23 protein-coding genes are annotated in these 22,858 nt (G+C 67.6%); 12 read left to right on the forward strand and 11 right to left on the reverse strand.

Annotated features, from left to right (window positions below; genetic code table 11):
* Nucleotides 1-81: 81 nt before the first annotated feature.
* Nucleotides 82-327, reverse strand: a complete 246-nt coding sequence (locus tag LC490_RS01775) for a hypothetical protein (protein WP_223619101.1) — start codon at nucleotides 325-327, stop codon at nucleotides 82-84.
* Here LC490_RS01775 and LC490_RS01780 point away from each other — a divergent pair.
* From LC490_RS01780 to LC490_RS01800, 5 genes are all read left to right on the forward strand, one after another.
* The gene (locus LC490_RS01780) at nucleotides 311-1,030 is read left to right on the forward strand and encodes a hypothetical protein (RefSeq protein ID WP_223619102.1); all 720 of its coding nucleotides are present in this window, start codon (nucleotides 311-313) and stop codon (nucleotides 1,028-1,030) included. The genes LC490_RS01775 and LC490_RS01780 overlap by 17 nt on opposite strands.
* A gap of 59 nt (nucleotides 1,031-1,089) precedes the next feature.
* On the forward strand, nucleotides 1,090-2,232 hold the full coding sequence (locus tag LC490_RS01785; protein ID WP_223619103.1) for a type IV secretion system protein: 1,143 nt from the start codon (nucleotides 1,090-1,092) through the stop codon (nucleotides 2,230-2,232).
* Nucleotides 2,233-2,321: 89 nt separating this feature from the next.
* Nucleotides 2,322-2,726 carry a DUF4189 domain-containing protein gene (locus LC490_RS01790; RefSeq protein WP_223619104.1) on the forward strand — a complete coding sequence of 135 codons (405 nt, stop codon included), beginning with the start codon at nucleotides 2,322-2,324 and terminating at the stop codon, nucleotides 2,724-2,726.
* Between the two features lie 71 nt (nucleotides 2,727-2,797).
* Nucleotides 2,798-3,277, forward strand: a complete 480-nt coding sequence (locus LC490_RS01795) for a DUF4189 domain-containing protein (protein WP_161786150.1) — start codon at nucleotides 2,798-2,800, stop codon at nucleotides 3,275-3,277.
* 35 nt (nucleotides 3,278-3,312) lie between these two features.
* Nucleotides 3,313-3,846 (forward strand): hypothetical protein, encoded by a 534-nt coding sequence (locus LC490_RS01800; protein WP_223619105.1) that lies wholly within the window; start codon nucleotides 3,313-3,315, stop codon nucleotides 3,844-3,846.
* Nucleotides 3,847-3,994: 148 nt separating this feature from the next.
* Here the strand turns inward: LC490_RS01800 and pabB are convergent, their stop codons facing one another.
* From pabB to LC490_RS01850, 10 genes are all read right to left on the reverse strand, one after another.
* Nucleotides 3,995-6,208 (reverse strand): aminodeoxychorismate synthase component I, encoded by a 2,214-nt coding sequence (gene pabB, locus LC490_RS01805; protein WP_223619106.1) that lies wholly within the window; start codon nucleotides 6,206-6,208, stop codon nucleotides 3,995-3,997.
* Nucleotides 6,209-6,266: 58 nt separating this feature from the next.
* Nucleotides 6,267-6,998 (reverse strand): 4'-phosphopantetheinyl transferase superfamily protein, encoded by a 732-nt coding sequence (locus LC490_RS01810; RefSeq protein WP_051885324.1) that lies wholly within the window; start codon nucleotides 6,996-6,998, stop codon nucleotides 6,267-6,269.
* A 339-nt stretch (nucleotides 6,999-7,337) separates the two neighbouring features.
* Entirely contained in the window at nucleotides 7,338-8,987 is a 1,650-nt protein-coding gene (locus LC490_RS01815; protein WP_223619107.1) for a M4 family metallopeptidase, read from the reverse strand.
* Between the two features lie 985 nt (nucleotides 8,988-9,972).
* Nucleotides 9,973-11,157 carry a glutathionylspermidine synthase family protein gene (locus LC490_RS01820; RefSeq protein ID WP_223619108.1) on the reverse strand — a complete coding sequence of 395 codons (1,185 nt, stop codon included), beginning with the start codon at nucleotides 11,155-11,157 and terminating at the stop codon, nucleotides 9,973-9,975.
* A 52-nt stretch (nucleotides 11,158-11,209) separates the two neighbouring features.
* Complete coding sequence (locus tag LC490_RS01825) at nucleotides 11,210-11,806, reverse strand: DUF1190 domain-containing protein (protein ID WP_031372563.1); 597 nt, start codon at nucleotides 11,804-11,806, stop codon at nucleotides 11,210-11,212.
* 8 nt (nucleotides 11,807-11,814) lie between these two features.
* Complete coding sequence (locus LC490_RS01830) at nucleotides 11,815-12,222, reverse strand: DUF350 domain-containing protein (protein WP_031372564.1); 408 nt, start codon at nucleotides 12,220-12,222, stop codon at nucleotides 11,815-11,817.
* Nucleotides 12,223-12,256: 34 nt separating this feature from the next.
* Nucleotides 12,257-12,919, reverse strand: a complete 663-nt coding sequence (locus LC490_RS01835) for a DUF2491 family protein (protein WP_255610580.1) — start codon at nucleotides 12,917-12,919, stop codon at nucleotides 12,257-12,259.
* Nucleotides 12,920-12,929: 10 nt separating this feature from the next.
* On the reverse strand, nucleotides 12,930-13,979 hold the full coding sequence (locus tag LC490_RS01840) for a potassium channel family protein (RefSeq protein ID WP_031372566.1): 1,050 nt from the start codon (nucleotides 13,977-13,979) through the stop codon (nucleotides 12,930-12,932).
* A 463-nt stretch (nucleotides 13,980-14,442) separates the two neighbouring features.
* Nucleotides 14,443-15,207, reverse strand: a complete 765-nt coding sequence (locus LC490_RS01845; protein WP_031372567.1) for a PspA/IM30 family protein — start codon at nucleotides 15,205-15,207, stop codon at nucleotides 14,443-14,445.
* Nucleotides 15,204-15,620 (reverse strand): DUF2170 family protein, encoded by a 417-nt coding sequence (locus tag LC490_RS01850; RefSeq protein ID WP_031372568.1) that lies wholly within the window; start codon nucleotides 15,618-15,620, stop codon nucleotides 15,204-15,206. Before LC490_RS01850 ends, LC490_RS01845 begins: the two co-directional genes overlap by 4 nt.
* A 421-nt stretch (nucleotides 15,621-16,041) precedes the next feature.
* Here LC490_RS01850 and LC490_RS01855 point away from each other — a divergent pair, with 421 nt between their 5' ends.
* The 7 genes from LC490_RS01855 (at nucleotide 16,042) to LC490_RS01885 (ending at nucleotide 22,815) form a co-directional block, all read left to right on the forward strand.
* Nucleotides 16,042-16,557, forward strand: coding sequence for a c-type cytochrome (locus LC490_RS01855; protein ID WP_031372569.1), 516 nt, complete (start codon nucleotides 16,042-16,044; stop codon nucleotides 16,555-16,557).
* A gap of 169 nt (nucleotides 16,558-16,726) precedes the next feature.
* Nucleotides 16,727-18,499, forward strand: a complete 1,773-nt coding sequence (locus tag LC490_RS01860) for an ExeM/NucH family extracellular endonuclease (protein WP_223619109.1) — start codon at nucleotides 16,727-16,729, stop codon at nucleotides 18,497-18,499.
* Between the two features lie 78 nt (nucleotides 18,500-18,577).
* Complete coding sequence (locus tag LC490_RS01865; RefSeq protein WP_031372571.1) at nucleotides 18,578-19,258, forward strand: alpha/beta fold hydrolase; 681 nt, start codon at nucleotides 18,578-18,580, stop codon at nucleotides 19,256-19,258.
* 106 nt (nucleotides 19,259-19,364) lie between these two features.
* Complete coding sequence (zapE, locus tag LC490_RS01870; RefSeq protein ID WP_223619110.1) at nucleotides 19,365-20,453, forward strand: cell division protein ZapE; 1,089 nt, start codon at nucleotides 19,365-19,367, stop codon at nucleotides 20,451-20,453.
* A 450-nt stretch (nucleotides 20,454-20,903) separates the two neighbouring features.
* Complete coding sequence (locus tag LC490_RS01875; protein WP_031372573.1) at nucleotides 20,904-21,299, forward strand: HU family DNA-binding protein; 396 nt, start codon at nucleotides 20,904-20,906, stop codon at nucleotides 21,297-21,299.
* 280 nt (nucleotides 21,300-21,579) lie between these two features.
* The gene (locus LC490_RS01880) at nucleotides 21,580-21,864 is read left to right on the forward strand and encodes a hypothetical protein (protein ID WP_152566266.1); all 285 of its coding nucleotides are present in this window, start codon (nucleotides 21,580-21,582) and stop codon (nucleotides 21,862-21,864) included.
* Nucleotides 21,865-22,008: 144 nt separating this feature from the next.
* The gene (locus tag LC490_RS01885) at nucleotides 22,009-22,815 is read left to right on the forward strand and encodes an aminoglycoside phosphotransferase family protein (protein WP_223619111.1); all 807 of its coding nucleotides are present in this window, start codon (nucleotides 22,009-22,011) and stop codon (nucleotides 22,813-22,815) included.
* Nucleotides 22,816-22,858 lie beyond the last annotated feature (43 nt).

Genomic DNA, 22,858 nt, shown 5'->3' on the forward strand with positions numbered 1-22,858 from the left:
AATCCGTGGCTACAAATCGTCTTCGTTCGTCTACAAATGTGGACTAGCGTCCACAACAATTTTTAGATGACTCATGCCGCATCACAGTCCGTATGCGATAGTTGCTTCGCAAGGGACGGTGCCGGTGATCGAGGTGTTCCGCACGGCCGAATCGAGCGTCGCGGACGCGGCCCGAGGCGGGCCGCAGGCACTCGATGTACGAAGGTTTCGCATGGCGGCACCGGCAAGGTTTTGCAGTCGATCGAGCAGGAAAGGAATCGCAATGAAGCCCGCAAGCACAGGAAGCATCGCCAAGCTACGGTTCTGGTCCATGGCGCTGTTGCTCATCGGCGGTTCGATGGCCACCGACGCCAGCGCCCAACTGGTCGTCAACGACCCGGTCAACCTCACCGCGCATATGCAGCAGATCGCCGAGGACGCGGTCGAGTTCGGCAAGGAGGCCAAGCGCTGGAACGACACTTACAGCCACTATCAGCAACAGCTGATCAAGCTGCAGCGGCTGAACTTCAACTCTTCGCAAATGAGCGATACGTTTCCGCTGCGCCCCGACGACTACGGCATGCAGGACATGTGCCCCGCCGGCGGCGAGGGCGGCGGCGTGCGCGAGCGCATGACCGGCCTGCTGCGCCAGATCGCGCCGAAGATGGACGGCAACATCGTCGAGGAGCAGAAGGCGATCTGCCAGCGCATGGTCCTGGCCGAGAACGCCAAGTACAACGAATCGGTGCGGATGTTGAAGACGCTGATCGAGCGCAACCAGCAGTTCCAGCAGATCGAAGCGCAGCGCGACGGCGCGAGTTCCAGCCAGGGCGCTTTGGCCGCCAACGACAACGAGGCGCAGCGCTTCCTGGTGCGCACCTCGATGGACCTGGATTACTGGCAGGCGCGCATGAAGGCCTATAACGACTACATCGAGTCGCTGAAGTGGGACCAGTCGCGCCTGGCCAAACGCGCGCTGCAGGGTAATCGCGGCTCGCTGTTGGGCCAGGTGGTGCAGGCCGCAGCGCTCAAGGCCGCACTCTCTAAGTAGACCTACCAAGCCGGGTCGCGACGACGCGCTCCGGACCGCCACGATGCCAGGGGAAGGCCATGCACGGGCTCAATGGATTGAACGGACTGGTCGATTGGATCGCCCCCTACAGCCAATCGGGCATCGGCGATTTCGTCCTGTTCCAGTTGGTCAACGATTACCTGACCGACCGCATCGACGAGTTCGGCATGCAGTTGATGGGCAGGACCATGACCTGGGCCAGCAGCATCGCCCTGGCCCTGGTCACGCTGTGGATCCTGCTAATGGGCTATCGCATCGTCACCGGACAGTTGCGCGAACCGATGATGGCGCTGGTGGCCAACGCCACGCGCATCGCCGTGATCGTCGGCGTGGCGACGACGATGTCGTTCGGCGGCAGCGACTTGCACCGTTATCTGACCTACGACCTCGACCGCGAAATCCACGGCCTGTTCTCGGGCCGTAGCGGCAAGACCACGGCGCAGAGCATCGACGAGAACCTCGCCTATACCCAGCTCGCCATGAGCGCGATCGACGCGGTCCAGATCGTCCCGGGCGACCCCGAACTGCAGGACCGAAAGGCGCGTGCGGTGTTGTTCGCCGGGGTCGGGGCGGCCAGCCCGGCGATGTCGGCCGGCGCCATGCTGCTGATGTTCAAGTTCGCCATCGCCTTGTTCATCGGGCTGGGGCCGTTGTTCATCCTCTGCCTGATCTTCGATCAGACCAAGGACCTGTTCCGCCGCTGGCTGATGTACGGCATCGGCACCCTGTTCTCGATGGCCATGCTGAGCGTGGTGACCGGGATGTTGCTGGAATTGATGGCGCGCGTGTCCGCAGCCCTCTGGGTGGCGAAGATCGGCGCGATCTGGGGCGTCGATGCCGAGGGCATCAGCAACCAGGCCATGCAGCAGGGCGGGCTCGGCCTGGTGATGACCGTGGTCATCATCACCGTGCCGCCGTTCGCAGCCAATTTCTTTCAGGGCACGCTGGGCGGCTTCATGCAGTTCTCGGCGTTTGGGAGTGGGGCTGGCACATCGAGCGTATCGGCTCAGCCCGCTGATTCGACACGGCAATCGCCTGCTCAAGAACAGAGAAGCGGGCAGAGCGTAGGGGTAACCGGTGGTCCAAACTCAATGCATCATTCCACGACGAGGACGACTCAAACTCCCAACTTCGATGCCGATCAGATTCGCAGCGCCAACAGCATCGGCAACCGGTCATGATGGCCTCCCTTCGGTTTTCTGTGGTGTTAGCCATCGCCCTACCGATGGCTTCCGGATGGTCCCAAGCGGAGGGCGGTTGCCCCGCCGGCATGATTCCTTATTCCGGCACATCAACTTCTTCATGCGGCCCGATACCCTCGGGTCCGAGCGGCTCTTGGCTACCAACTGCCAAATGGAAGAATCGCTGGGGCGCGGTTGCAGGCGACGATGCTAGGGGCGTGGTCGGCGCAGTGACCGATCTTCCGAGCAAGCGTGAGGCGAAGCAGGCGGCCATCGAGAACTGTCGCAGTCGTGGCGGAGTCGATTGCACCTTGACCGTCGCCTACGTCAATCAGTGTGTAGTCATCGTCGCCAGCGCCACCCGCTACGCCGCGATCAATGCAGAGAGCGCCGAGACAGCAGCCGAGATCGGTATGGAATCCTGCGAGAAGAAGAACGACGGCGAGTGCAGGCTGTACTACGCTGGCTGCAGTTGGCCGGTGAGGGTCCGTTGAGAATGGCGTCAAAACCTTTGGTATACAGCGCCCATGCTCTTCGCCCACTAGGCTTAAAACGGGAACCGACTATGACGACTCGATTTCTGCTTTCACTCTTGTTGCTGGTTGTTTCAAGCATTGCCCACTCCGAAGGCGGCTGCCCTGCGGGAATGATTCCTTATTCGGGGACATCGACGCGTTCTTGCGGCCCTATCCAATCGGGTCCCGGTGGCGGCATCGCCGGCCCCAAGTGGAAAACCCGCTGGGGAGCCATCGCCTCCGACGATTCCGGCCACTATGGCGTGTCCGTGAATCAGACCAGCAAGGCCCGCGCCCGCGATGCGGCGATCGAGGATTGCCGCGGGCATGGCGGACAGACCTGCAAGTTGCACTTCGCTTACGAGAACCAATGCGTCGCTGTGGCGTCCAGTACCGCCGAATCCTTCTCTGCGAGCGCAGCGACCGGCCTGCAGGCGACAGCGATCTCCATGGAACGCTGCGAAGCCAGCAAGACCGGCAAATGTTGGCTTTACTACACCGACTGCAGTCTCGCGGTACGGGTTCGCTGACAGCCCCACCCCATGCACAGGACGAAGGAACGCCCATGCCCATCACCCTGCCCTCGCCGAACGCCAAGGATTGGTTCGCCGAGGTCCGTTCGATCGAGAACGCGTCGCTGTCGGCCTTGATGGTCTTCATCCTCGCCGTGGCCCTGGCCGTGATCGGCATCCAGACCGGGGCCGAGTCGTTGACTCATTTGTCGCGCTGGGTCGCGGCCGCATCGGCGCTGTTGCACGTGTGGGTCGCCTTGTCCGGAACGCGGCTGGCAGTGTCGGCCCGGCGCCATCTGATGGCACGCTGGGGACGCACGCGCTCGGCACGTCTGGCGCCGCTGCGTCGCGGTCTGCGCAATGCAGCGGCCGGCCTGATCGCGGCCTGGGCGGTCGCGGTGCTGTTCGTGCTGATGGTGCCGTTCATGCGCCTGCCCGTGCATATTCCGGACGCCGGCCTGATCTACGCGTTCTCGATCATCGCCTCGAGCATCCACGCGATCTTCGGCACCGCGCTGTACCGGCAGTTGGCGTATCGGCTGCAGGAGGCGCTGCGCCTGCCCGCGGCCGGCAATATCCGCCTGTAGGGCGCAAGCGCCGGTCGGCCGTCGCTATGAGTCGCCCGCGTCTGCGTCGTCCGTTGCAGGTTCGCGGTCGCGGCTTATGACCGAAGGAAATCCCGTGGGACGCTGCCGCTGCAGAGGGGCAGTGCATCGTCGCCCGTTGAACGGCGCATCAGTCCTTAGCGACGCGCAGACGCAAGCGCTCGGCTTCCAGCTCGTAGGCGAAGCCGTCGCCGCCATCGCCGAGGTAGCGCCAGACCGGCCGCAATACGGCTTCGGCCTTGAGCAGGACTTCCTGGAATTCGGCCTCGGGATCGGACAGATAGGTGATCGCGCCGCCGGCGCCGAAGGCGACCGCGACGCCGTCATAGGACAGGGTGCGGATGCCGATGTTGAGATCGGCCACGCGGTTGTAGCCGAGATAGCCGATCGAGCCGCAATAGACGCCGCGCGGGCTGCGCTCCAGGCGGTCGATGATTTCCATGGTGCGTTTTTTCGGCGCGCCGCTGATCGAGCCGCCCGGAAAGGTCGCGCGCACCAGGTCGATCAGGCTGCAGTCCGGGCGCAGCTGCGATTCCACCGTGCTGACCAGCTGGTGCACGGTGCGATAGCTCTCGACCACGCGCAGTTCCGGCACTTCGACGGTGCCGGCGACCGAAACCCGATTGAGATCGTTGCGCATCAGGTCGACGATCATCAGGTTCTCGGCGCCGTCCTTGACCGACTCGGCCAGCTCGCGCGCATAACGCGCGTCGAGTTGCGGGTCGCCGGAACGGCGCGCGGTGCCCTTGATCGGCTTGGTCTGGACACGGCCGCTGCCATCGACGCGCAGGAAACGTTCCGGCGAGGTGCTCAGCACGGCGATGCCGCGGCCGCGCAGGAAGGCGCCGAACGGCGCGGCGTTGCCGCGACGCATCTGCCGGTACAGCGCGTAAGGGTCGAGCTCGGCTCGGAAACGGAAATGATTGGTCAGGCAGACTTGATAGGTTTCACCGTCGACGATGGCGCGCTGGCATTCGCCGATCGCGGCCAGGTAATCGTCGCGGCCGAGATCCATCTCGACCTCGAGCGCTTGCAGACCTTGCGACGGAACCGGGGCATCGTCGACGCGCGCCTGCGCGGCCGCGGCGGCGACGCTTTCGATCCAGGCGTCGGCCTCGGCGCTCTCGTCCTCGAACGCCAGCGCCAGCGCCCAGGCGCGCGCGGTCGCATGGTCGAAGGCGAGGAAGCGGCGTACGCGCATCCACAACGCGTCCGAGGTCGGATTGCCTTCGCCGCGGTCGCCGTCGAACAGCGCCTTCATCTCATAGCCCAGGAAACCGACGAAGCCGCCGCGGAAGTCGAAGGGCAATCGCTTGCCGTCTTCCGCAATGCCGTCCTCGATGGCGACTTCTTCGAGCTCGCGCTCCATGTCGGCGAGCAGGCCTTGGCCGCGGCTCAGCGCCGCGTCGTCCCCGTCGATCCGGTAAGCCAGTACATCGGCATCGTCGACCGCGCCCATGAACGAGCAACCGGCGCTGTCGTCGAGCGCAACCTGGCTGTCGAGCCAGAACGCGTTGGTGCGGCCGGCGAATAAGGCCGAGAACACCGCCTCCGGGTCGCCGACGCCGTCGAGCGGCCGGCAGACCACGCGCAAGCTGCGCACAGGCGTTGCCGGGCCGGCGTCGGGCGCCATGGCGGGCATCGCTGCTTCAAGCTGCGCCACGATGGGCGCCTGCTCGTCGAGCGTCGACGCAACGGGTGCCTGCTCGACGGGCGCCGATGCTGCCGAGGGCAGCGCCAGATTCACCGAGGGCCGTCGCTGATGAGCGTGCGCCAGGTCGCGGAAGTTCGCGATCAGGTCGATGCCGTGTTCGGTCAGGATCGATTCCGGGTGGAACTGCACGCCCCACTGCGGCAGGCGGCGGTGGCGCAGGGCCATGATCAGGCCGGGATCGGCGTGGGCGGTGGCCACCAGGTCGGGCGGCAGCGGCGAGGCCACGATCAGCGAGTGGTAGCGGATCGCCTCGAACGGCGTCGGCACGCCGGCGAACAGGTCGCTGCCGTCGTGATGCACCGCCGAGGCGCGGCCGTGGTACGGCACCGGCGCGTGGACGATGCGGCCGCCGTGGGCATGGGCGATGCCCTGGAATCCCAGGCAGACGCCGAGCAAGGGCAGGCCGCTGCGGGCGATGGCCTGGCGCGAGACATGCACGTCAGCCTCGCGGGTCACGCTGCCCGGCCCCGGCGAGATCACCACGCAGTCGAAACGGTGGCGGGCGCGCAGCCCATCCCAGTCGTCCTCGTCGTTGTGGACCACGATCGGCGCTTCGCCGAACGCCCGGCCGATCTGGTCGGCGAGGTTCCAGGTGAACGAGTCGTAGTTGTCGATCAACAGGCAACGCATGATCCGGCCATTGTCTTACAAGTCGCCGCCGGCGCATCCGCGCGCGGCGTTGGCAGGATCAGCCCGGCCGGCGCACGCAGGCCACGGTGCGCACCTCGCCGTCGGCGACGAGGTAGTGGGCGGCGTACTCGGCGCCGGACGCGACCGTGGCCGACAGCTCCTCGGTCGCGGCGAAAACGATGCGCTCGGCCTCGATCCGCACGATCCGCATCGCCTCGAAGCCGAAGAAGCGGCCGACCTGGGGATACAAGGCCTTGTACAGGCTCTCCTTGGCCGAAAACACCACCGCCAGGCCGAGGGTGAAATCGGGGAAATGCGCCTGTACGGCCTCCTCCTCGGCCGCATCGACCACTTCGCGGCGTATGTCGGCAGCCATGCCCGGTTGCAGACTGCCTTCGATGTCGATGCCGAGCCCGACCACGTCGGGGTCGGTCGAGGCGATGCAGACCGCACGGTCGCCGGCATGCGAGATCGAGGCGACCACGCCGGCCGGCCAGACCGGCTCACGGTTCGGGCCGATCGCGATGTCGGCGCCGATGATGCCGAGCGCGGCCAGCGCACGCTGCGCGCAGATGCGCCCGGCCAGGTAGTCGCTGCGGCGCTTGGACACGGCGCGGCCGAACTGGGCCGGGAAATGCACGCCGTGGCGTTCGTAGAGCTCGTCGCGATACATCGAGGCGCGGAACCGGCAGCCGTAGCCGGTCAGACGCTTGCCTTCGGCCTCGCACTCGAACGCGGAGGCGGCGAACAGGAAGCCGTCGTCGGTGTCGGGAAACTTATCGGACGCCATCGCACGCGCCTCCGATACGGTTCGGCGCGGGGGCGCACCTGCCCGGCCTGGCCGGAGGGGGCGGCATCGCGGCAGGACGGCGGCTCGACGCGCGGTACGGACGACCATGGCTCATGAAAGGCTCGGTTCGGACGGAGTTGCGGCCCGCATGTTCGATGGCTCGAACCGACGGGGCATGAGGATCGCACACGGACGCGCCGTGCGCGCGGCGCAGGGCCGCCGTGCTCAAACGCGCGCAGCCGCTATTCACCCCACATGATTCACCACACGTCGCGAACGGCCCGCGCCAGCGGGCCGTTCGCACTCGGTCGTTCGAGCCTTGTTTAAGTCAGGCCCGCCTCAGTTGACGTTGGCCGCGCTCCAGGCCCGCGCCACCGCCGCCTGCTCCGGCGAACCGGCGCCGTACAGCTCGCCCGCGGCGGCGATGGTCGCCGCGCGCGCCTGCGGATAGCTGGTGCTGGAGGTGAACTTGGTGGTTAGCGCGCGATACCAGATCTTGCCGGCCTTATCGCGACCGATGCCGGTAATGCCGGTGTCGCCGTTGCAGACCAGCTGGGCCGGGGTCAGGCCCGAACCGGCCGGCACCACCGCGCCTTCGGAAACCAGGTAGAAGAAGCGGTTGCCGACGCCGGAGGTGTAGTGCGGGTCGTGGATGCCGCCGGCGCCCAGGTTCGGATCGAAGCCGCCGGCGATGTAGCAATTGAACGACTTGCCGTCGACGCCCTGGTTATACATGTCGCGGAAGGCGAGCCCGCCGGTGCGCATGATCTCGCCGATGCGGTAGTCGCCGGGGTCGGCCGGGTTGTTGGCGTAAAACTCGACCAGGGTGCCGAAGATGTCCGAGTTGGCTTCGTTAAGGCCGCCGGCATCGCCCGAATAGGCTAGGTTGGCGGTCGCGGCGTTGACGCCGTGCGACATCTCGTGGCCGGCGACATCGATGCCAACGATCGGGCCGTAACCGCGCGTGGCGTCGCCATCGCCGTAGAACATCACCTTGGTCAGGGCAAAGTAGGCGGCGTTGACGCCGGTGGTGCTGCCGTCGGCGCGCTTGAAGTTGGTATGGGCGTAACTCTTGATGCCGGCGCCGTCGTTGTACAGGCCGTTGCGGCCGTGCACGTTCTTGAAGTAGTCCCAGGTCGCGCCGACGCCGTAGTGGATGTCGGTGGCGACGGTAGCGCGATCGCTGAGGGCGTTATTGCCCCAGAGGTTGTCGGTATCGGTGAACAGGCTCGCGCCCCAGGTCGCGAATAGGATGTCGAACAGGTTCGAGATCGCCGCGCCCTTGGCGTCGTAGACGCTGCCGTTGCCGCGGGTGGTGTCGATCAGGTCGAACTTGGTCGCGCTCTTTTGGTCGGTGGCGATGCTGAGGTTGCCGTAATAGAACGTCTTGCCGGTGCCGACCGCGCCGGCGGTCTGCAGGCGGTCCTGGACGTCGAGCACCTTGCCGCTGAGGGCATCGACGTAATAGGTGACGAAACCCGAATGCGTTCGGGTTTCCTCGCCCTGCAGGGTCACCTCGTAGGCGAGCACCGGCTTGGCGCCGCGCGCGTACACCACCAATTGGTTGCCGTGCACCTGGCTGACCTTGCCGTTGAAACGGGCGCCGGCCTCGACCGCGGCGGCGTCGCGGCTGATGCGCGCGCGCAGGCTGGGGCGCTGCTGGCTGCGCAGGGTCGACTGGGTGGCGGCGAGTTGGCCGCGCCGCGATTTGGTCACCACGTCGCCGCCGATCACACGCAGGCCTTGGTAAGTGCGGTCGAAGCGCACGTGCGTGGTGCCGTCGCGATCGACGACGGTGTCGCGCGCTTGGAATGCGTCCTCGGCTACGCCTTGCACCGCGCCGAGATGATCGGCGATCAGTCCGCGCGCCTGGGTTACCGCCGCCGAGCCCTCGAGCTCCGCCGCCTGGCTCGCCGGTGCGGCGACGATGGTCGCTGCGATGGCGAGAAAGAGTCCTTCCAGCTTCAACCGCTTCGAATGGATACGCATGGTTTCCTTACTCCCGAAGTGATGATCGAAACACCGGCCCGCGGGGCGGGCGACGGCGGGCCACCCAGCCCGCGCTTCGATCATCGGCACAATCCAGGAGCGCGAAGCGGCTTTTCACGGCCGCAATCACGGCAAAACTGCGCAGCAGTTCGGAAATCGTCCAATCGGCGAGGCCGGCGGCGCAACGCACCATCGGATGTCACCTGTCGGCCGCCGCGGTTGCTCGTTGCCGTGCTTGCCGTGGTAGCTTTTGCTTTTCCGGTCCATCGTAGACCGGTAGGGCGGACCGCATGGACGCGGGCCGTGCGCAAGCAGGCCATGGATGGCCTGTCTGGAGCATCCCTGCGTCGGCGTCGCACGCCCGGGCTTGTGCCCTTGCAAGGAGAGCCCTTTTCTTTGGTTAGCTTTGACCGAAGGGAATCCAGACGGACCTTTGGGCTTAGCAAAAGAAAGTAACCCGGCCGCGTCAGCGGGCGGAAGCTTTGCTCTTGCTTGAAGCAGAAGTCGTCGGGAATCCTTCCCTTGTAGGAGCGACGTAAGTCGCGACCGCGACCTCTCAACATCACGCCGACGCCGGCCGCAGCCCGTCAGGGTAGGAGCGGCGCAAGCCGCGACCACGCCGTAACGGTCTAGCGGCGCATCGCTCGAGCAAGAGCAAGAGCAAGATCAAACGCCAAGAGCTTCCGCCGCTAAAGCGGCGGGTTACTTTCTTTTGTCATAAGCAACAAAAGTCCGTCTGGATTCCCTTCGGTCAAAGGTAACCAAAGAAAATTGCTTCTCTTTGAATCACAAGCCCGCGCGTTCGATGCCGACGCAGGGCTCTACATACGGGACATCCCTGTCCCGATGAAAAACGGCCTGCATCCATGCAGGCCGCCCTCCGGGTCTTCGATGGCCTTCGCGAGCGCTCGGCTACGCACAGCAACAGCAAAATCATTCCGGCAACGGCAACGGCAACGGGCATCGAGGCTCGTTGCAGTTCGCTTCAGTCGACTATCGCGTGCGGCACGAAGCGCGAGCTGTCCTGGGTGATCGGGCCGGCGTCTTCGCGCAGGCCGATGCCGGCGGCCTGGTCGGCGACGACCCAACTGCCGATCAGCGGGTAGTTGGCGGCGCCGGCCGCATCGTCGAAACGCGGCAGCGCGTGATGGGCCTGGCGGATCGTCGGCGCATCGCTATACGGGCCGTCGCTGCTGAGGCGTTCGCCGCTGGCGGTGACCAGCTCGATGTTGGCACCTTCGCGCGAGAACAGCGGCTTGCGTACCCAACCCGGCGGCAAGGCGATCGCCGGGGTCTCGTCGAAATGCGCTTCGAGCAGGTTCGGGTGGCCGCGATGACGCTGCCACAACAACGGCAGCACGCCTTTATTGCTGAGGATCGCCTTCCAGGCCGGCTCGATCAGTTGCATCTGCGAGGCGGCGAGCTTGGAGCCGTATTCCTCGACGAACATCCATTCCAGCGGATACAGCTTGAACAGGGTGCGGATGACCCGGTCGTCGCCGTCGGTGAACCAACCCTCGGCGCTGATGCCGATGCCTTCGATGCTGAGCTCCAGCGTTTCCACGCCGGCTTGCTCGGCGCAGTCGCGCAGGTAGCGCACCGTGCCCTGGTCCTCGGCCGAGCCTTCGACCGCGGCGAAATGCACCGGCGTGGCGATGCGCTGGTCGCGCGCCAGGGTCGCGAAGGTCTCGATCAACAGTTCCTGGATGCGGTTGTATTGATCTGCCTTCGGCCCCAACACGCCGCGTTCGACACTCTGCTCCAGCCACAACCACTGGAAGTAGGCGGCCTCGTACAGCGAAGTCGGGGTGTCGTAATTGAGTTCGTAGAGCTTGGCCGGGCCGGTGCCGTCGTAGGCCAGGTCCATGCGCCCGTACAAATGCGGCTCGCGACGGCGCCAGGAATCGGCGATCCAATCCCAATACGCCGGCGGGATCGCCAAGCGGGCGAGCAATTCCTCGGACCCGGCGACCTCGTCGACCAGGGCCATCGCCATGTCGTGCAGTTCCTGGGTCGGCTGTTCGAGGTCGTCCTCGATCTGCTTCAGGCTGAAGGCGTAGTACGCCGACTCGTCCCAGTACGGCGCGCCGTCGATGGTGTGGAAATGGAAGCCCAGCGACTGGGCCTGATCGCGCCAGTCGGGGCGCGGCGTTACCGCGATGCGTTTCATGCTGACTGCAGTCCGCCGGGTTGCGTATCGATGGGGGCGCTGGAGACCGGCTTCAACCGCCGCGGCCGCCGCCACCGCGACTGCTGCTGCCGCCGAAGCCGCCGCGCGCCGCGGCGCTGGAACCGAAGCCCGAACGCGAGACGGTGACCGCGCGCGTCGGCAAGGCGGTGTTGCCGTACTTGCCGTAGACGGTGCCGCTGTTGCTGCTGACGCGTTCGCCGCCGGGGCGCAGATAGCCGCCGCTGCGGTAGTCGCGGTACAACGGCGAAACCCCGCCGATGCCGTAGTAACCGCGCGGCTGCATCGCCTGCGACAGGGCGTAGCCGATCAGGAAACCCGACATCGACGGCATGTAGCTGTGGCTGCCGCCGGTCGGGTTGGCCGGCGCCGACTGGCAGGCACCGAACTGTTCGTTGCACTCGCGCTCGCTCTCGAAGCGCGGCGCCAACTTTTCGTGCTCGACCAGGGCCTTGTAATAGGCCGCCTCGCATTCCGCCGGCGCGATCTCGGTCTGCACCTTGCACTCTTCCAGCGAGGTCAGGACCTTGCCGCTGGGTTCGTCCTCGCAGCCGGTCAGCAGCGCCGGCACCGCCGCGGCCATCAACACCAGCTTGAGGTTGCGCGATCGCTTGCTCGTAGAGGGCGTCATGGCGGCGCTCACGGCGTCATGGCGGCGGCGTTGATCAGGCCGACGCTGATCGACACGCCGGCCGAGAAGATGCCGGCGGCGGTCTGGTTGAGGGTGATCTGCTGCGACAGCTTGGGCGCGACCAGGCGCGCCAGCAGGAACGCGAACAGCTGCACGATCACCGACACCGCGCCCCAGATCGCCGCGTCGATCAGGCTGACCGAGTTGGAGATCGCCGAATGCAGCGGCAGGGCCAGGCCGATCAGGGTGCCGGAGAACGCGGTCGCGGCGGCAGTGTTGCCTTCGCGGATCAGGCTCAGCTCGCGGTGCGGGGTGATCAGCAGCACGGCCACGGCCGCGGCGATCAGCACGCCGATGCCGATGCCGGCGTAGGCGAGGAAGTTGAGGAAACTGTGAGCGGTGATCGGGGCGTCCATGGGGATCCTTGCGGCGTGCGGTGAGGTGGCGGGCTCAGGTGATGTCGAGATCGGCGGTGGTCAGGTCCAGGCCGATCGCATAGGTCACGCAGAACTCGTTGGGGCCGTAGTCTTCGGCGGTGACGAGGAGGAATTCCTCGCGGTCCAGCTCGACCACATCGCGCCGGTACAGCATGGCGTAATGGGTCAGGTCGTCGTCCTTGCGCGGCGGGTCATGGCGGTACAGCACCTCGTCGTAGACCACCGGCGGCACTTTCTCGGCCGCGCCTTCGTTGCCGAACTCGCGGTACCAGGTGCGGCCGGCGTACTCGATCTGCGCCGCGCCCAGATGGCGGTGCTCGGCGATGAAGCGCTTGAACTCGGCCTGGGTCGCCGGGTTGACCGTTTCCAGGAACACGAAGGCCTTGATGCCCTCGATCTGGCCGCTCGCGGTGCTGATCTGCAGGTAGCCGTCTTCGTCGAGATAGAAGCGGTGCAGGTCGTGGCCGCCGCCCAGGTCGATATGGCCGTAGCAGGGAATGCCCTGGTGGCCTTCGGGCAGCTGCACACTCCACGCCTGCGGATGGGCGCGGAACATCATCGTGTCGAAAGCGACCCGGCCGTTGATGCGCAGGCCCAGCGGCAACTCGTGCGCGAACGGCGCCGGCGCCGAAGCGGGCGTTTTCTTGCCGCCGAATAATCCGTCCAACCAACCCATCTGCGTTCTCTCAGGTGACCGCCAGCGAGGCCCACGGCACGCGGCGGCTGTCGATGCGTGCGTCGGCAAGGTAATACAACACGCTGCCCGGCGCGATCTCGACATGATCGGCCGGATTCAGTACCGGCGCCGCGCTGCGGCCGTCGCGGAAGCCGATCCACAGCGCCGACTGGCTGCGGAACGCGCCGGCGAGTTTGCCGGCGAGCAGCGGCTGCGCGTCGGCGGGCACCGGCAAACTGAATTGGGTCGGGCCGCCGCTCGACAGCCATTCGCCGGCGACCAGCGAGCTGCCGGCGTCCTGCACGGCGCGCGCGATCACGTCGACGTGCAAGGGCCGCGTGCATTCGACGTGCGGGTAATGGCTGCGCACCAGGTCGGCGACCGCGGCCGACTCGAAGTGGGCGACCACGTGCGCAACCGGGCGATGCGCCATCACCGCGAACACCGCCGCCAGCGAGCGGTCGTCGTTGTCGGCATGGACGATCACGCGTGCGGCGCCGCCGATCGCGGCGCGGGCGTATTCGCCACAATCGGCATAGGAGGCGGCGGAGACGAAGCGGATCTGGTCCGGCAACGGGTTCTCGGCCAGTCCTTCGGCGACCAGGACGATGCCTTCGTCGTCGGTGTGGGTGTCGGCCAGCAACAACTGCACCAGCCGCACCGACTCGCGTCCGTGCCAGCCGATCAGCACGGTATGGCCCTGCATGTCCTCGTAACTCATCTTGCCCACCTGATGGCGCTTCCAGAAATGCAGCAGGCTCGCGCTGGTCTTGGCCAGCACCGAGGCGAACAGCGCGACCGCGCCCGGCATCACGAACAGGGCGACGACGTAGCGCCCGGCTGCGCTGCCCGGCGACAGATCGCCGTAGCCGATGGTGCTGGCCGTGGTCATGTAGTAGTAGACGAACGCGTCCCAGCCCAGCAGCTTGTCTTCGCCGGCCCAGGACAGCAGCAGCCAGGTGCCGGTCATGTGCAGGACCAGCGCGGCCGCGACCACGCCCCAGCTGATGCGGCGCAAATGGCCGCGCATGAGGCGGTAGAACTTGCCGATTACGATCATGTCAGCGGGTTACGTCCGTGTGTGGGAGGCGCCGGGTGCCGCATGGTGTCATTAACGCCGTCATCCCATCCAGGCGCGGATGACGATCCGAAACCGACTGCATTCAAACCGTCACTCCCCGCCAAGGCGGGAGGATCCACCGGATTTTCGTGCGAGAGCCCCTGAAATCTCTACCGCCCGGCCAGGGCGCACAACGCCCTGGCGTTCATGGATGCGCGAGCCAGTGGCTCGCAAGCGACATCCATTCACCCCCGCCTACGCGGGGATGACGAGCAAAACAGAGCGGTCGACAGATCGACCGCCCTGTCGCGACAGAGTCTCGAATCATCGCTAAGCGGGGATGACGAGCAAAAAACGGGAGCATCGCCCACCACCCTATCGCGGTCGAATGGCGTGATGGCCAAGCGGCCGCCGAACCCAGAACGACCGCCGCCGAGCGATGCCCGGCAGCGGCAGCGCCTGCTCAGTTCTTCCGCTCGACGTGCTCGGCGTCCTTCACTTCCACCGCCGGCAGCGACAGCGGCTCGTGGCTGAGCTGCTGCACCGGCTTCTCGCGGAAGCGCTCGAGGATGTTGTCGACGCTGGCCGATTCCGGCAGCAGGCCGGCGTTGGCCAGCTTGGCGTTGAGATCGCCGTCGCCGCTCTCGGCTTCGAGCTGCGCCGCCGCCTGCAGGCGGGCGCCGCGTTCGGCCTGGCGGGTCTGGATGCGTTCCAGCGAATCCAGCGCGGTGGTGACCTTGCCGGTGGCGCCGGAGTGGCGCGCGGCGACCGCGGTCTGGGCGCGCTGCACGGCCTCGGTGGCCTTGACCGTGTCGACCTGCTGCTTGACCCGCGCCAGCTTGCGCTCGGTCGCTGTGATCGCGGTCTTGAGCTGGGTGATGCTGGCGTCGTAGCTGGCGATGGCCTGCTCGTCGTTCCTGAGGTCGGTCTCGACCGTGGCCAGGCGCTCGGCGACTTCGCGCGCCAGCGCTTCGTCGCCCTTGCGCAGGGCGCCGGCGATGTAGGTCTCGTACTCGGCCTTCTTGGCGAAGCGGTCCTTGCTGCGGTTGGCCTGCAGCTGGCGCTGGGCCATGACCTTGGTCAACTCTTCCTTCGAGCGGATCAGCTCGTTGCCGGCGTCGCGGATCTCCTGGTCGAGGATCTTCAGCGCGTTGGCGTCGACCACGGCCTGACCGGCCTCGTGGGCGGTGCCGCGGAACAGGGTCAGGATTTTCTGCAGCAGGCTCATGCGGTCACCAGAAAGGACTTGAGGGCTTCCACCGCGTCGATCGCGTTGTCGGCCAGGGTGCGGATTTCGAGTTCGATCTGCTCGGCGGTGGAATCGGGCGCCATCTCGCCGAAAACGATGTAGACGTCGCGCTCGTTGATCGTGGTCAGACCGAGGTTGGACAGCGGGTTGACCGGATTCAGGCGCAGGCAGGCCTCGTTGAAGCCGGCCGCGTCGGCGACCTGGGCGGCTTCGACCAGCGGCGTGGAGACGAAGATCTCGCGGTCGGTCAGGGCGATGGTGACGCCCAGGTCGCCGCTTTCGGGCAGGGTCACCTGGATCGCGCCATCGGCGGTCGGCACTTCTTCGACGTTTTCGCCGCCGAACGAGGCGGCCAGTCGGGTCAACAGTTCTTGCGTGGTCCAACGGGACATTAGGGCGGTCCTTGAAGGTAAAGGCGGCGCGGAAGATAAGGCTTGCGCGGGGAGCGTCCGGGTCGCGGGCGACGAAGGAGGCGGGCGGCTGCCCGTCCCTGGCCCTGCGATCATCGTCCGTGACCGTGCTCGTGGATCGTGCAGGTTATAGGGGCGAGCGGTGACCGGCGCAAGGCGCACAGGTCCCGGCCGGCGCGCCGACGACGTTACTGGGGCGCACGGCAAGCCCGCGCGGCCCGGAGTGAGATAAACTGTCCGGCGGAACTACCCGACCGGCATTCCCGGCCCGCGGCCCTGCATTCGATGGCAGAAGGCCGGCGGGGTCGTCTCGGCGGGTCCCGTGCAGCGGCCGCGCCGATCCCCGGTGCGGCCACGTCGATGGCTTTAGTGCACCCGAACGGGGGCACGCAATAGGTGGATCGTGCGCAATTACGACCTCGAATTCCTGAAGAAATTCTCGATGGTGATCGGCTTTCTGATGCTGGTGACTCTCGGCCTGATGATCGCGGCCTACTTCGTCCACCACCAGTTGCCGCAGGAAGTCGACCCCAGGGCGGCCAAGCGCACCGAGAACCGCATCGGTCCGGTCGGCGCGGTCTATGCCGGCGCGACCGGCGCCGCCTCGCAGCAGGCCGCGGTCGCCGCGGCGGCCGCCAAGGCCGCTTCGCAAGTCGCCTACGGCGGCACCCTGGACGGCAAGGTCATCTTCGACAGCCTGTGCGCGGGCTGTCACAAGTCCGGCGCCGGCGGCGCTCCGACGATGGACGCGGCGCACTGGTCGGCGCGCATCGCCCAGGGCAAGGACACCCTGCACAAGCACGCGATCGAAGGCTTCACCGGCAGCGCCGGCATCATGCCGCCGAAGGGCGGCAACCCGGCTCTGACCAACGAGCAGGTCGCCTCGACCGTCGACTGGATGCTCGAAAACATCAAGTAAGCCGCGCTCGCGCAGGTTTGCCAGACGCCGCCTTCGGGCGGCGTTTGCGTTTGCGCTCCCGGCGCGCCGGCTTCGGCAAGGGCCACGGCAAAGGCTGCGGCCCGATGGCACACGACGCGACACCGGTGCGCTGCCGATAATGGCCGCTCCCGCCGCCGCCGAGCCCGCCATGACGCGATTCCGCCCCGCCCTCGCCTTCGCGCCCTGCCTGCTGCTGGCGGCCTGCGCGAGCGCGCCGCATCTGCAACGCGGCGCCGGTGCGCTGGCCATCGGCGAGATCCAGGGCTCGGCCGCGGGCAGCCCCTGGCTCGATCGCGAGGCGACCGTCGAAGGCATCGTCACCGCGGCCCTGCCCGCAGCCGACGGCGCCCCGGGCTGGTTGTTGCAGGACGGCGGCGACGGCGATGCCGCCACCTCCGACGCGATCTGGATCACCGGCGCCCAGACCGCCGCACTGACGCCCGGACAAGCGCTGCGGGTCAGCGGGCGCGTCTACGAGGGGGCACTCGCCAAACAGGGCCGGCTCACCGCGATCGAGGCCGGACATATCGAACCGCTCGCGCGCCGCAAGGCCATGCGCCTGCCGGCCGCGGTAGCGATCGCCGAGGCCCCGGATTGGCGCCGCCTCGAAGGCATGCGCGTGCGCATCGCCGCGCCGCTGACCCTAGCCGAACGCGACGGCGAACGCGGCACCGTCACCGCCTCCTTCGACGGCCCGATGTGGCAACCCGGCGAACGCGCCGTGCCCGGCAGCGACGCCGCACGCGCCATCGCCGCCGACAACCAACGCCGCCGCCTCGTGCTCGGCGGCGACGCCGCCACCCTGACCGCGGCCGCGTTCGCCGCGCGCAGCGGCAGCCGCCTCGACGCGGTCGAAGGTGTGGCGGTGCCGATCGACGGCGGCCACGGCCTGCGCTTGACCGCGCCGCCGACCGTGCAGGCCGCGCCGCGTCCGCAGCCGCCCAAGGTCGCCGGCGACCTGCGCATCTCCGCCTTCAATCTGGAAAACCTGTTCAACGGCGACGGCCGCGGCGCAGGCTTTCCGACCCCGCGCGGCGCACGCACCCCGGCCGAATACCAGGCGCAGTTGGCCAAGCTCGTCGCCACCATCCACGCCCTCGATCCCGACGTCGCGGCGTTGATGGAACTGGAGAACGACGGCTACGGCCCCGAGTCGACCCTGGCCGAACTCGTCGCCGCGCTCGACCGCGCCGATGCCGCGAACGGCGGCGCCCAGGACTGGCGCTATGCCGCGCCGTGCAAGCAACCCTGCGCCGCGCAGCAGCGCGGGCCGGGCAGCGACGCGATCCGGGTCGGCCTGATCTACCGCGGCGCGCGCGTGGCCGCGCGCGGTCTCGCCGCAACGCTGGAACAAGGACCGTTCGGCCCGCTCGCGCGCGTGCCGATGGCCCAGGCCTTCGCCGCGATCGGCCGCGACCGCACGCCGGGCCCGACCTTCGTGGTCGTCGCCAACCACTTCAAGTCCAAGGGCTGCGGCAAGAACGCCGCCGGCGCCGACCGCGACCAGGGCGACGGCGCTTCGTGCTGGAACGCTTCGCGCAGCGAATCGGCGCGACGCCTCGACGCCTGGCTCAAGACCGACCCGACCGCGAGCGGCAGCGCGCTGAGCATGATCGTCGGCGACCTCAATGCGCATGCACAGGAGCAACCGCTGCGCGAGTTGTACGCGGCCGGCTGGCAGGACGCCTTCGCGGTGGCGAAGGACGAGGCACCGTACAGCTATGTCTACCAGGGCGAACTCGGCCGCCTCGACCATGCCTTGCTGTCGCCGGCGCTGGCCGCGCGCCTGCGCGGCGCGGCCGAGTGGCACAGCAACGCCGACGAACCCGAGAGCGCCGGTTATCGCGCCGGCGGCACCGGTCCGTGGCGCAGCTCCGATCACGATCCGGTGCTGCTCGGTTTCGAGCTGATGCCGCGCTGACGCCTGCGCCGACACCGCCGTATACCGCCACACACACAGGCGTAACACCCCGCTCACAGCGCCCCGTATCATGAGCGCATGAGCATTCCCGCCTTTCCCAGCGACGCCTCCACGACGATGACCCTGCCCGGTCCGGCCGGCGCGATCGAGATGATCGTCGAGGCCGCCGAGACCGCGCCGCGGCCGATCGTGGCGATCGTCTGCCATCCGTTGCCGACCGAAGGCGGCACCATGCACAACAAGGTCGTGACCATGGCCGCGCGCGCCCTGCGCGAGTCCGGCGCGGCCACGGTGCGATTCAATTTCCGCGGCGTCGGCGGCTCCGAAGGCGAGTTCGACGAGGGCGAAGGCGAATGCGAGGACCTGCGCGCGGTCGCCGCCTGGGTGCGTGCGACGCGCCCGGACGCCCAGCTGTGGCTGGCCGGTTTCAGCTTCGGCGCCTATGTCTCGCTGCGTATGGCCGACGAATTGCAGCCCAAGCTGCTGATCTCGATCGCGCCGCCGGCCGGGCGCTGGGACTTCGACCGCATCGCACCGCCGAGCGGTTATCCCTGGCTGGTGATCCAGGGCGAGGCCGACGAGATCGTCGATCCCAACGCCGTCTACGCCTGGATCGAAAGCCTGCGCCAACCGCCCGAACTGGTGCGCATGCCCGACACCGGCCACTTCTTCCACCGCCGCCTGATCGACCTGCGCGGTGCGATCAAGCACGGCGTGCGCGCCCACCTGCCGCCGGAAATCGCCCCGGACCTGTCCTGAGAGGTATGTCTATGCTGCCACTGGCCCTGAACCTCGGGCGGCGGCCCGGCTGCGCGTCGCCGTTGCCGATGGCACCGCGCCGCGACCATCGGAGGCAGCGTTCGCGATGACCGGCAAGACCCCTTCCCAGGCCTATGCCGAGGGCGTCGCGCGCGGCGACTGGAGCGAAGATCCGGCGCAGCGCCCGGCCCTGCGCGAACTCGACCGCATCCATGCCGGCGTGCTCGCCCCACCCTCGCACGGCCTGTTCGATCGCCTGCGCGGCAAGCCGCGCGACGGCGTGCGCGGGCTGTACCTGTGGGGCGGCGTCGGCCGCGGCAAGACCTTCCTGATCGACCTGTTCTACGAACAGCTGCCGATCCACGAGAAGCGCCGCACCCATTTCCACCGCTTCATGCGCGAGGTCCACGCCCAGCTGCGCGCCCACGCCGGCGAGAGCGACCCCTTGGCGAAGATCGCTCGGCAATGGCGCTCGCAGCTGCGGGTGCTGGTGCTGGACGAGTTCTTCGTCATCGACATCGGCGATGCGATGCTGCTCGGGCGCCTGCTCGACCGCCTGTTCGCCGAGGGCGTGACCCTGGTGACGACCTCCAACACCGCGCCGCCTAACCTGTATGCCGATGGCCTGCAGCGCGAGCGCTTCAAGCCCGCCATCGAGCTGATCCAGCGCCACTGCGAGGTGCTGCTGCTCGACAGCCAGCAGGACTACCGTCTGCGCGCGCTGACCCGCTCGCCGGTGTACCGCGCCCCGCTCGATGCCGAATCCGACGCCTGGCTGGGCGGACGCTGGAAGGAGCTGACCGCGGCCTGCATCGCCGAAACCGGGCCGCTGCGCATCGACGGCCGCGACATCCCGGTGCGCGCGCTGGCCGACGGCCACGCCTGGTTCGACTTCGCCGCGCTGTGCGAAGGCCCGCGCGCGGCCGGCGACTACATCGAGATCGCGACCGAGTGCCACACCGTGCTGGTCGGCGGCATCCCCGTGTTCGACGGCCGCAACGACGACCCGGCGCGGCGTTTCATTAACCTGATCGACGAGTTCTACGACCGCCACGTCAACCTGGTCTGCACCGCGGCCGACGCGCCGACCGGGCTGTACCGCGGCCACCGCCTCGGTGGCGCCTTCGAGCGTACCGCCTCGCGCCTGATCGAAATGCAGTCGGCCGAATACCTGGCGCTCGAACACCGGGGCTGAGCCGCCGGTGTTATCCACAACGCGGCGCCGGCACTGGCACATTGCCGGCGTCGCAACGACCGCGCAAGTCGCGCGCGCGGAGCGCCGGCAACCGCACGGCGACTGAACCGCATTGCGACATCGCGACGACGGCGCCGGATTGCGTCACAGATTCGCGCCGCGCGTCGCGCAAACCGTCGCTGCGATGCCGCAGGAACCCGTTCGAGCCGTGTTTTGCAGGGCTTTTCGCTCGAAGCGACGAGCGGCGCGAAACATCGAGGGGCGCGCAAAACCCCTCATTCGCAAGGGATTTTGTCGCATCGGCACGGGCCATCCGGGGCGCGCGTCTGAAAAACAGCCACTATTTGCATCGAAAACTCTTGGCGGCGCGTCGGGCTTGCCCTACATTCCGCCATGCCGAGGGGTTATCCAGGCAACCCATCCATTCAACGAGTGCTACCGGAAAAAACTATGGCTACGAAAAAAACCGCTGCAAAGAAGAAGGCCGCTCCGAAGGCCGCTGCGAAGTCCGCCGCCAAGACGGCTGCTCCGAAGCCGATCAAGGAAGTGCTGAGCAAGTCGGGCCTGGTCGCACACCTGGCTGAAGTCACCGGTGTCGTCGCCAAGGACATCCGCTCCGTGCTCGGCGCGCTCGAAGGCGCGGTCCACGCCTCGATCAACAAGAAGGGCGCCGGCGCGTTCACCCTGCCGGGCATTCTGAAGATCACCGCCGTCAACGTGCCGGCCAAGCCGAAGCGCAAGGGCATCAACCCGTTCACCAAGGAAGAGCAGTGGTTCGCCGCCAAGCCGGCCACGGTGAAGGTCAAGGTCCGTCCGCTGAAGAAGCTGAAGGACGCTGCGGCCTGATGCCGCGAGATGCGGCGCGCCCTGGGCCGCCGCATCGCGTACTGCCGGACGCCGCCCTCGGGCGGCGTTCTTTTTTGGGCCCGCCTTTCCGCGCCGGCTTTTTTGCGCCCGTCTCGGGCCTGGCGCGACCGGATCGCGCGATCGCATACCGATACGGCCCGCCCGCGGCCCCGCAGCGCGGGCTGAATGCGTCAGCTTGCAGCACGCACGCGGCAGGACGCGGTCATTTGCGCCGCGCTCGTCCGTGGCATAGTGCGCGCAGTCGTTGTGGAGCCTCACCGTGGACCCGATCAGCCTGGAAGAGCTGGCTTTGCTTAATGTGCTTCAGCGCATCGACCAAGGGCATGCGCCGGAAAATCATTCCGGTGCCTTGCGCGATCGGCTGGTCGAATCCGGTCTGGCCGAAGCCGGCGAAGGCGACGAAGTGCACCTTACCGATGCCGGCATCGAACGCTGCAAATCGCTGCGTCATCGCGTCGCCGCCGACGCCGAAGCGGCGCTGGTGCTGAAGGAGCGCGAAGAAGCCGCCGCCCAGGACGTCGAGACCGCCGACGAGGCGAAGTAGCCCGGGCGCTCGCCGTCGCCGCGTGCGACGACTTTACCTTTCCTGTTGTTTCGCCGCCGCCGGTCGCGCGCGGCGATGGCGCCGCTTGCATCGACCGCGGCGATCCCGATATCGATACGAACGCCGACTCCGCCTTCGTGCTGCATGACGCCCTTCGACCAGCATCTCGCCCAGTGGAGCCTGATCCCCGACGGCGCCCCGATCCACACCCACAGCAGCGACCTATTGCCGGTGCGCTACCGCGACACGCCGGCCATGCTGAAGATTCCGCGCGAACCCGAAGAGCGCTACGGCGCGGCGATGATGCGTTGGTGGGACGGCGACGGCGCCGCCCGCGTGCTCGCCTGGGACGACGACGCCCTGCTGCTCGAACGCGCCAGCGGCGCGCGCTCGCTCAAGCACATGGCCCGCAACGGCCGCGACGACGATGCCACCCGCATCCTGTGCACGACCGCCGCGCGCCTGCATGCGCCGCGCGCGGCGCCGCCACCGCCGCATCTGCTCGGCCTGCAGCCCTGGTTCGCCGAACTCGAACCGTACGCGAACAGCCATGGCGGCGCGCTCGCACTGGCCTGGAGCGCTGCCTGCGAATTGCTGGCCGAACCGCGCGAGATCGTGCCGTTGCACGGCGACCTGCACCACGAGAACGTGCTCGACGCCGGCGCGCGCGGCTGGGTCGCGATCGATCCCAAACGCCTGATCGGCGAGCGCGGTTTCGATTTCGCCTGTCTGTTCACCGACCCCGACGAAGAGACCGCCCTGGCGCCGGGCCGGCTGCTGCGCCGTGTCGATCTGGTCGCTGAAGCTGCACGCCTGGAGCGCCGCCGCTTACTGCAATGGATTGTCGCCTTCACCGGCCTGTCGGCCGCTTGGTATCTGATGGACGAGGAGTCGCCGGACAAGGAGTTCGCCGCGATCGAGCTGGCGCATGCGGAGTTGTTGCGGGCTTGAGGGATGCGGCGATCAACTCCCTCTCCGGTAAAACGGAAGAGGG

Origin of the sequence: Lysobacter sp. ESA13C, assembly GCF_019970005.1 — a bacterium.
Lineage (GTDB): Bacteria > Pseudomonadota > Gammaproteobacteria > Xanthomonadales > Xanthomonadaceae > Lysobacter > Lysobacter antibioticus_B.

Coding starts and splice junctions, on each gene's coding strand:
- LC490_RS01875 (WP_031372573.1), top strand. CDS start 20,904: ATGGCTACGAAAAAAACCGCTGCAAAGAAGAAGGCCGCTCCGAAGGCC.
- LC490_RS01815 (WP_223619107.1), bottom strand. CDS start 8,987: ATGCGTATCCATTCGAAGCGGTTGAAGCTGGAAGGACTCTTTCTCGCC.
- LC490_RS01840 (WP_031372566.1), bottom strand. CDS start 13,979: ATGATCGTAATCGGCAAGTTCTACCGCCTCATGCGCGGCCATTTGCGC.
- LC490_RS01835 (WP_255610580.1), bottom strand. CDS start 12,919: ATGGGTTGGTTGGACGGATTATTCGGCGGCAAGAAAACGCCCGCTTCG.
- LC490_RS01780 (WP_223619102.1), top strand. CDS start 311: ATGGCGCTGTTGCTCATCGGCGGTTCGATGGCCACCGACGCCAGCGCC.
- pabB (WP_223619106.1), bottom strand. CDS start 6,208: ATGCGTTGCCTGTTGATCGACAACTACGACTCGTTCACCTGGAACCTC.
- LC490_RS01820 (WP_223619108.1), bottom strand. CDS start 11,157: ATGAAACGCATCGCGGTAACGCCGCGCCCCGACTGGCGCGATCAGGCC.
- LC490_RS01860 (WP_223619109.1), top strand. CDS start 16,727: ATGACGCGATTCCGCCCCGCCCTCGCCTTCGCGCCCTGCCTGCTGCTG.
- LC490_RS01825 (WP_031372563.1), bottom strand. CDS start 11,806: ATGACGCCCTCTACGAGCAAGCGATCGCGCAACCTCAAGCTGGTGTTG.
- zapE (WP_223619110.1), top strand. CDS start 19,365: ATGACCGGCAAGACCCCTTCCCAGGCCTATGCCGAGGGCGTCGCGCGC.
- LC490_RS01850 (WP_031372568.1), bottom strand. CDS start 15,620: ATGTCCCGTTGGACCACGCAAGAACTGTTGACCCGACTGGCCGCCTCG.
- LC490_RS01775 (WP_223619101.1), bottom strand. CDS start 327: ATGAGCAACAGCGCCATGGACCAGAACCGTAGCTTGGCGATGCTTCCT.
- LC490_RS01800 (WP_223619105.1), top strand. CDS start 3,313: ATGCCCATCACCCTGCCCTCGCCGAACGCCAAGGATTGGTTCGCCGAG.
- LC490_RS01830 (WP_031372564.1), bottom strand. CDS start 12,222: ATGGACGCCCCGATCACCGCTCACAGTTTCCTCAACTTCCTCGCCTAC.
- LC490_RS01790 (WP_223619104.1), top strand. CDS start 2,322: ATGATTCCTTATTCCGGCACATCAACTTCTTCATGCGGCCCGATACCC.
- LC490_RS01865 (WP_031372571.1), top strand. CDS start 18,578: ATGAGCATTCCCGCCTTTCCCAGCGACGCCTCCACGACGATGACCCTG.
- LC490_RS01810 (WP_051885324.1), bottom strand. CDS start 6,998: ATGGCGTCCGATAAGTTTCCCGACACCGACGACGGCTTCCTGTTCGCC.
- LC490_RS01885 (WP_223619111.1), top strand. CDS start 22,009: ATGACGCCCTTCGACCAGCATCTCGCCCAGTGGAGCCTGATCCCCGAC.
- LC490_RS01845 (WP_031372567.1), bottom strand. CDS start 15,207: ATGAGCCTGCTGCAGAAAATCCTGACCCTGTTCCGCGGCACCGCCCAC.
- LC490_RS01785 (WP_223619103.1), top strand. CDS start 1,090: ATGCACGGGCTCAATGGATTGAACGGACTGGTCGATTGGATCGCCCCC.
- LC490_RS01795 (WP_161786150.1), top strand. CDS start 2,798: ATGACGACTCGATTTCTGCTTTCACTCTTGTTGCTGGTTGTTTCAAGC.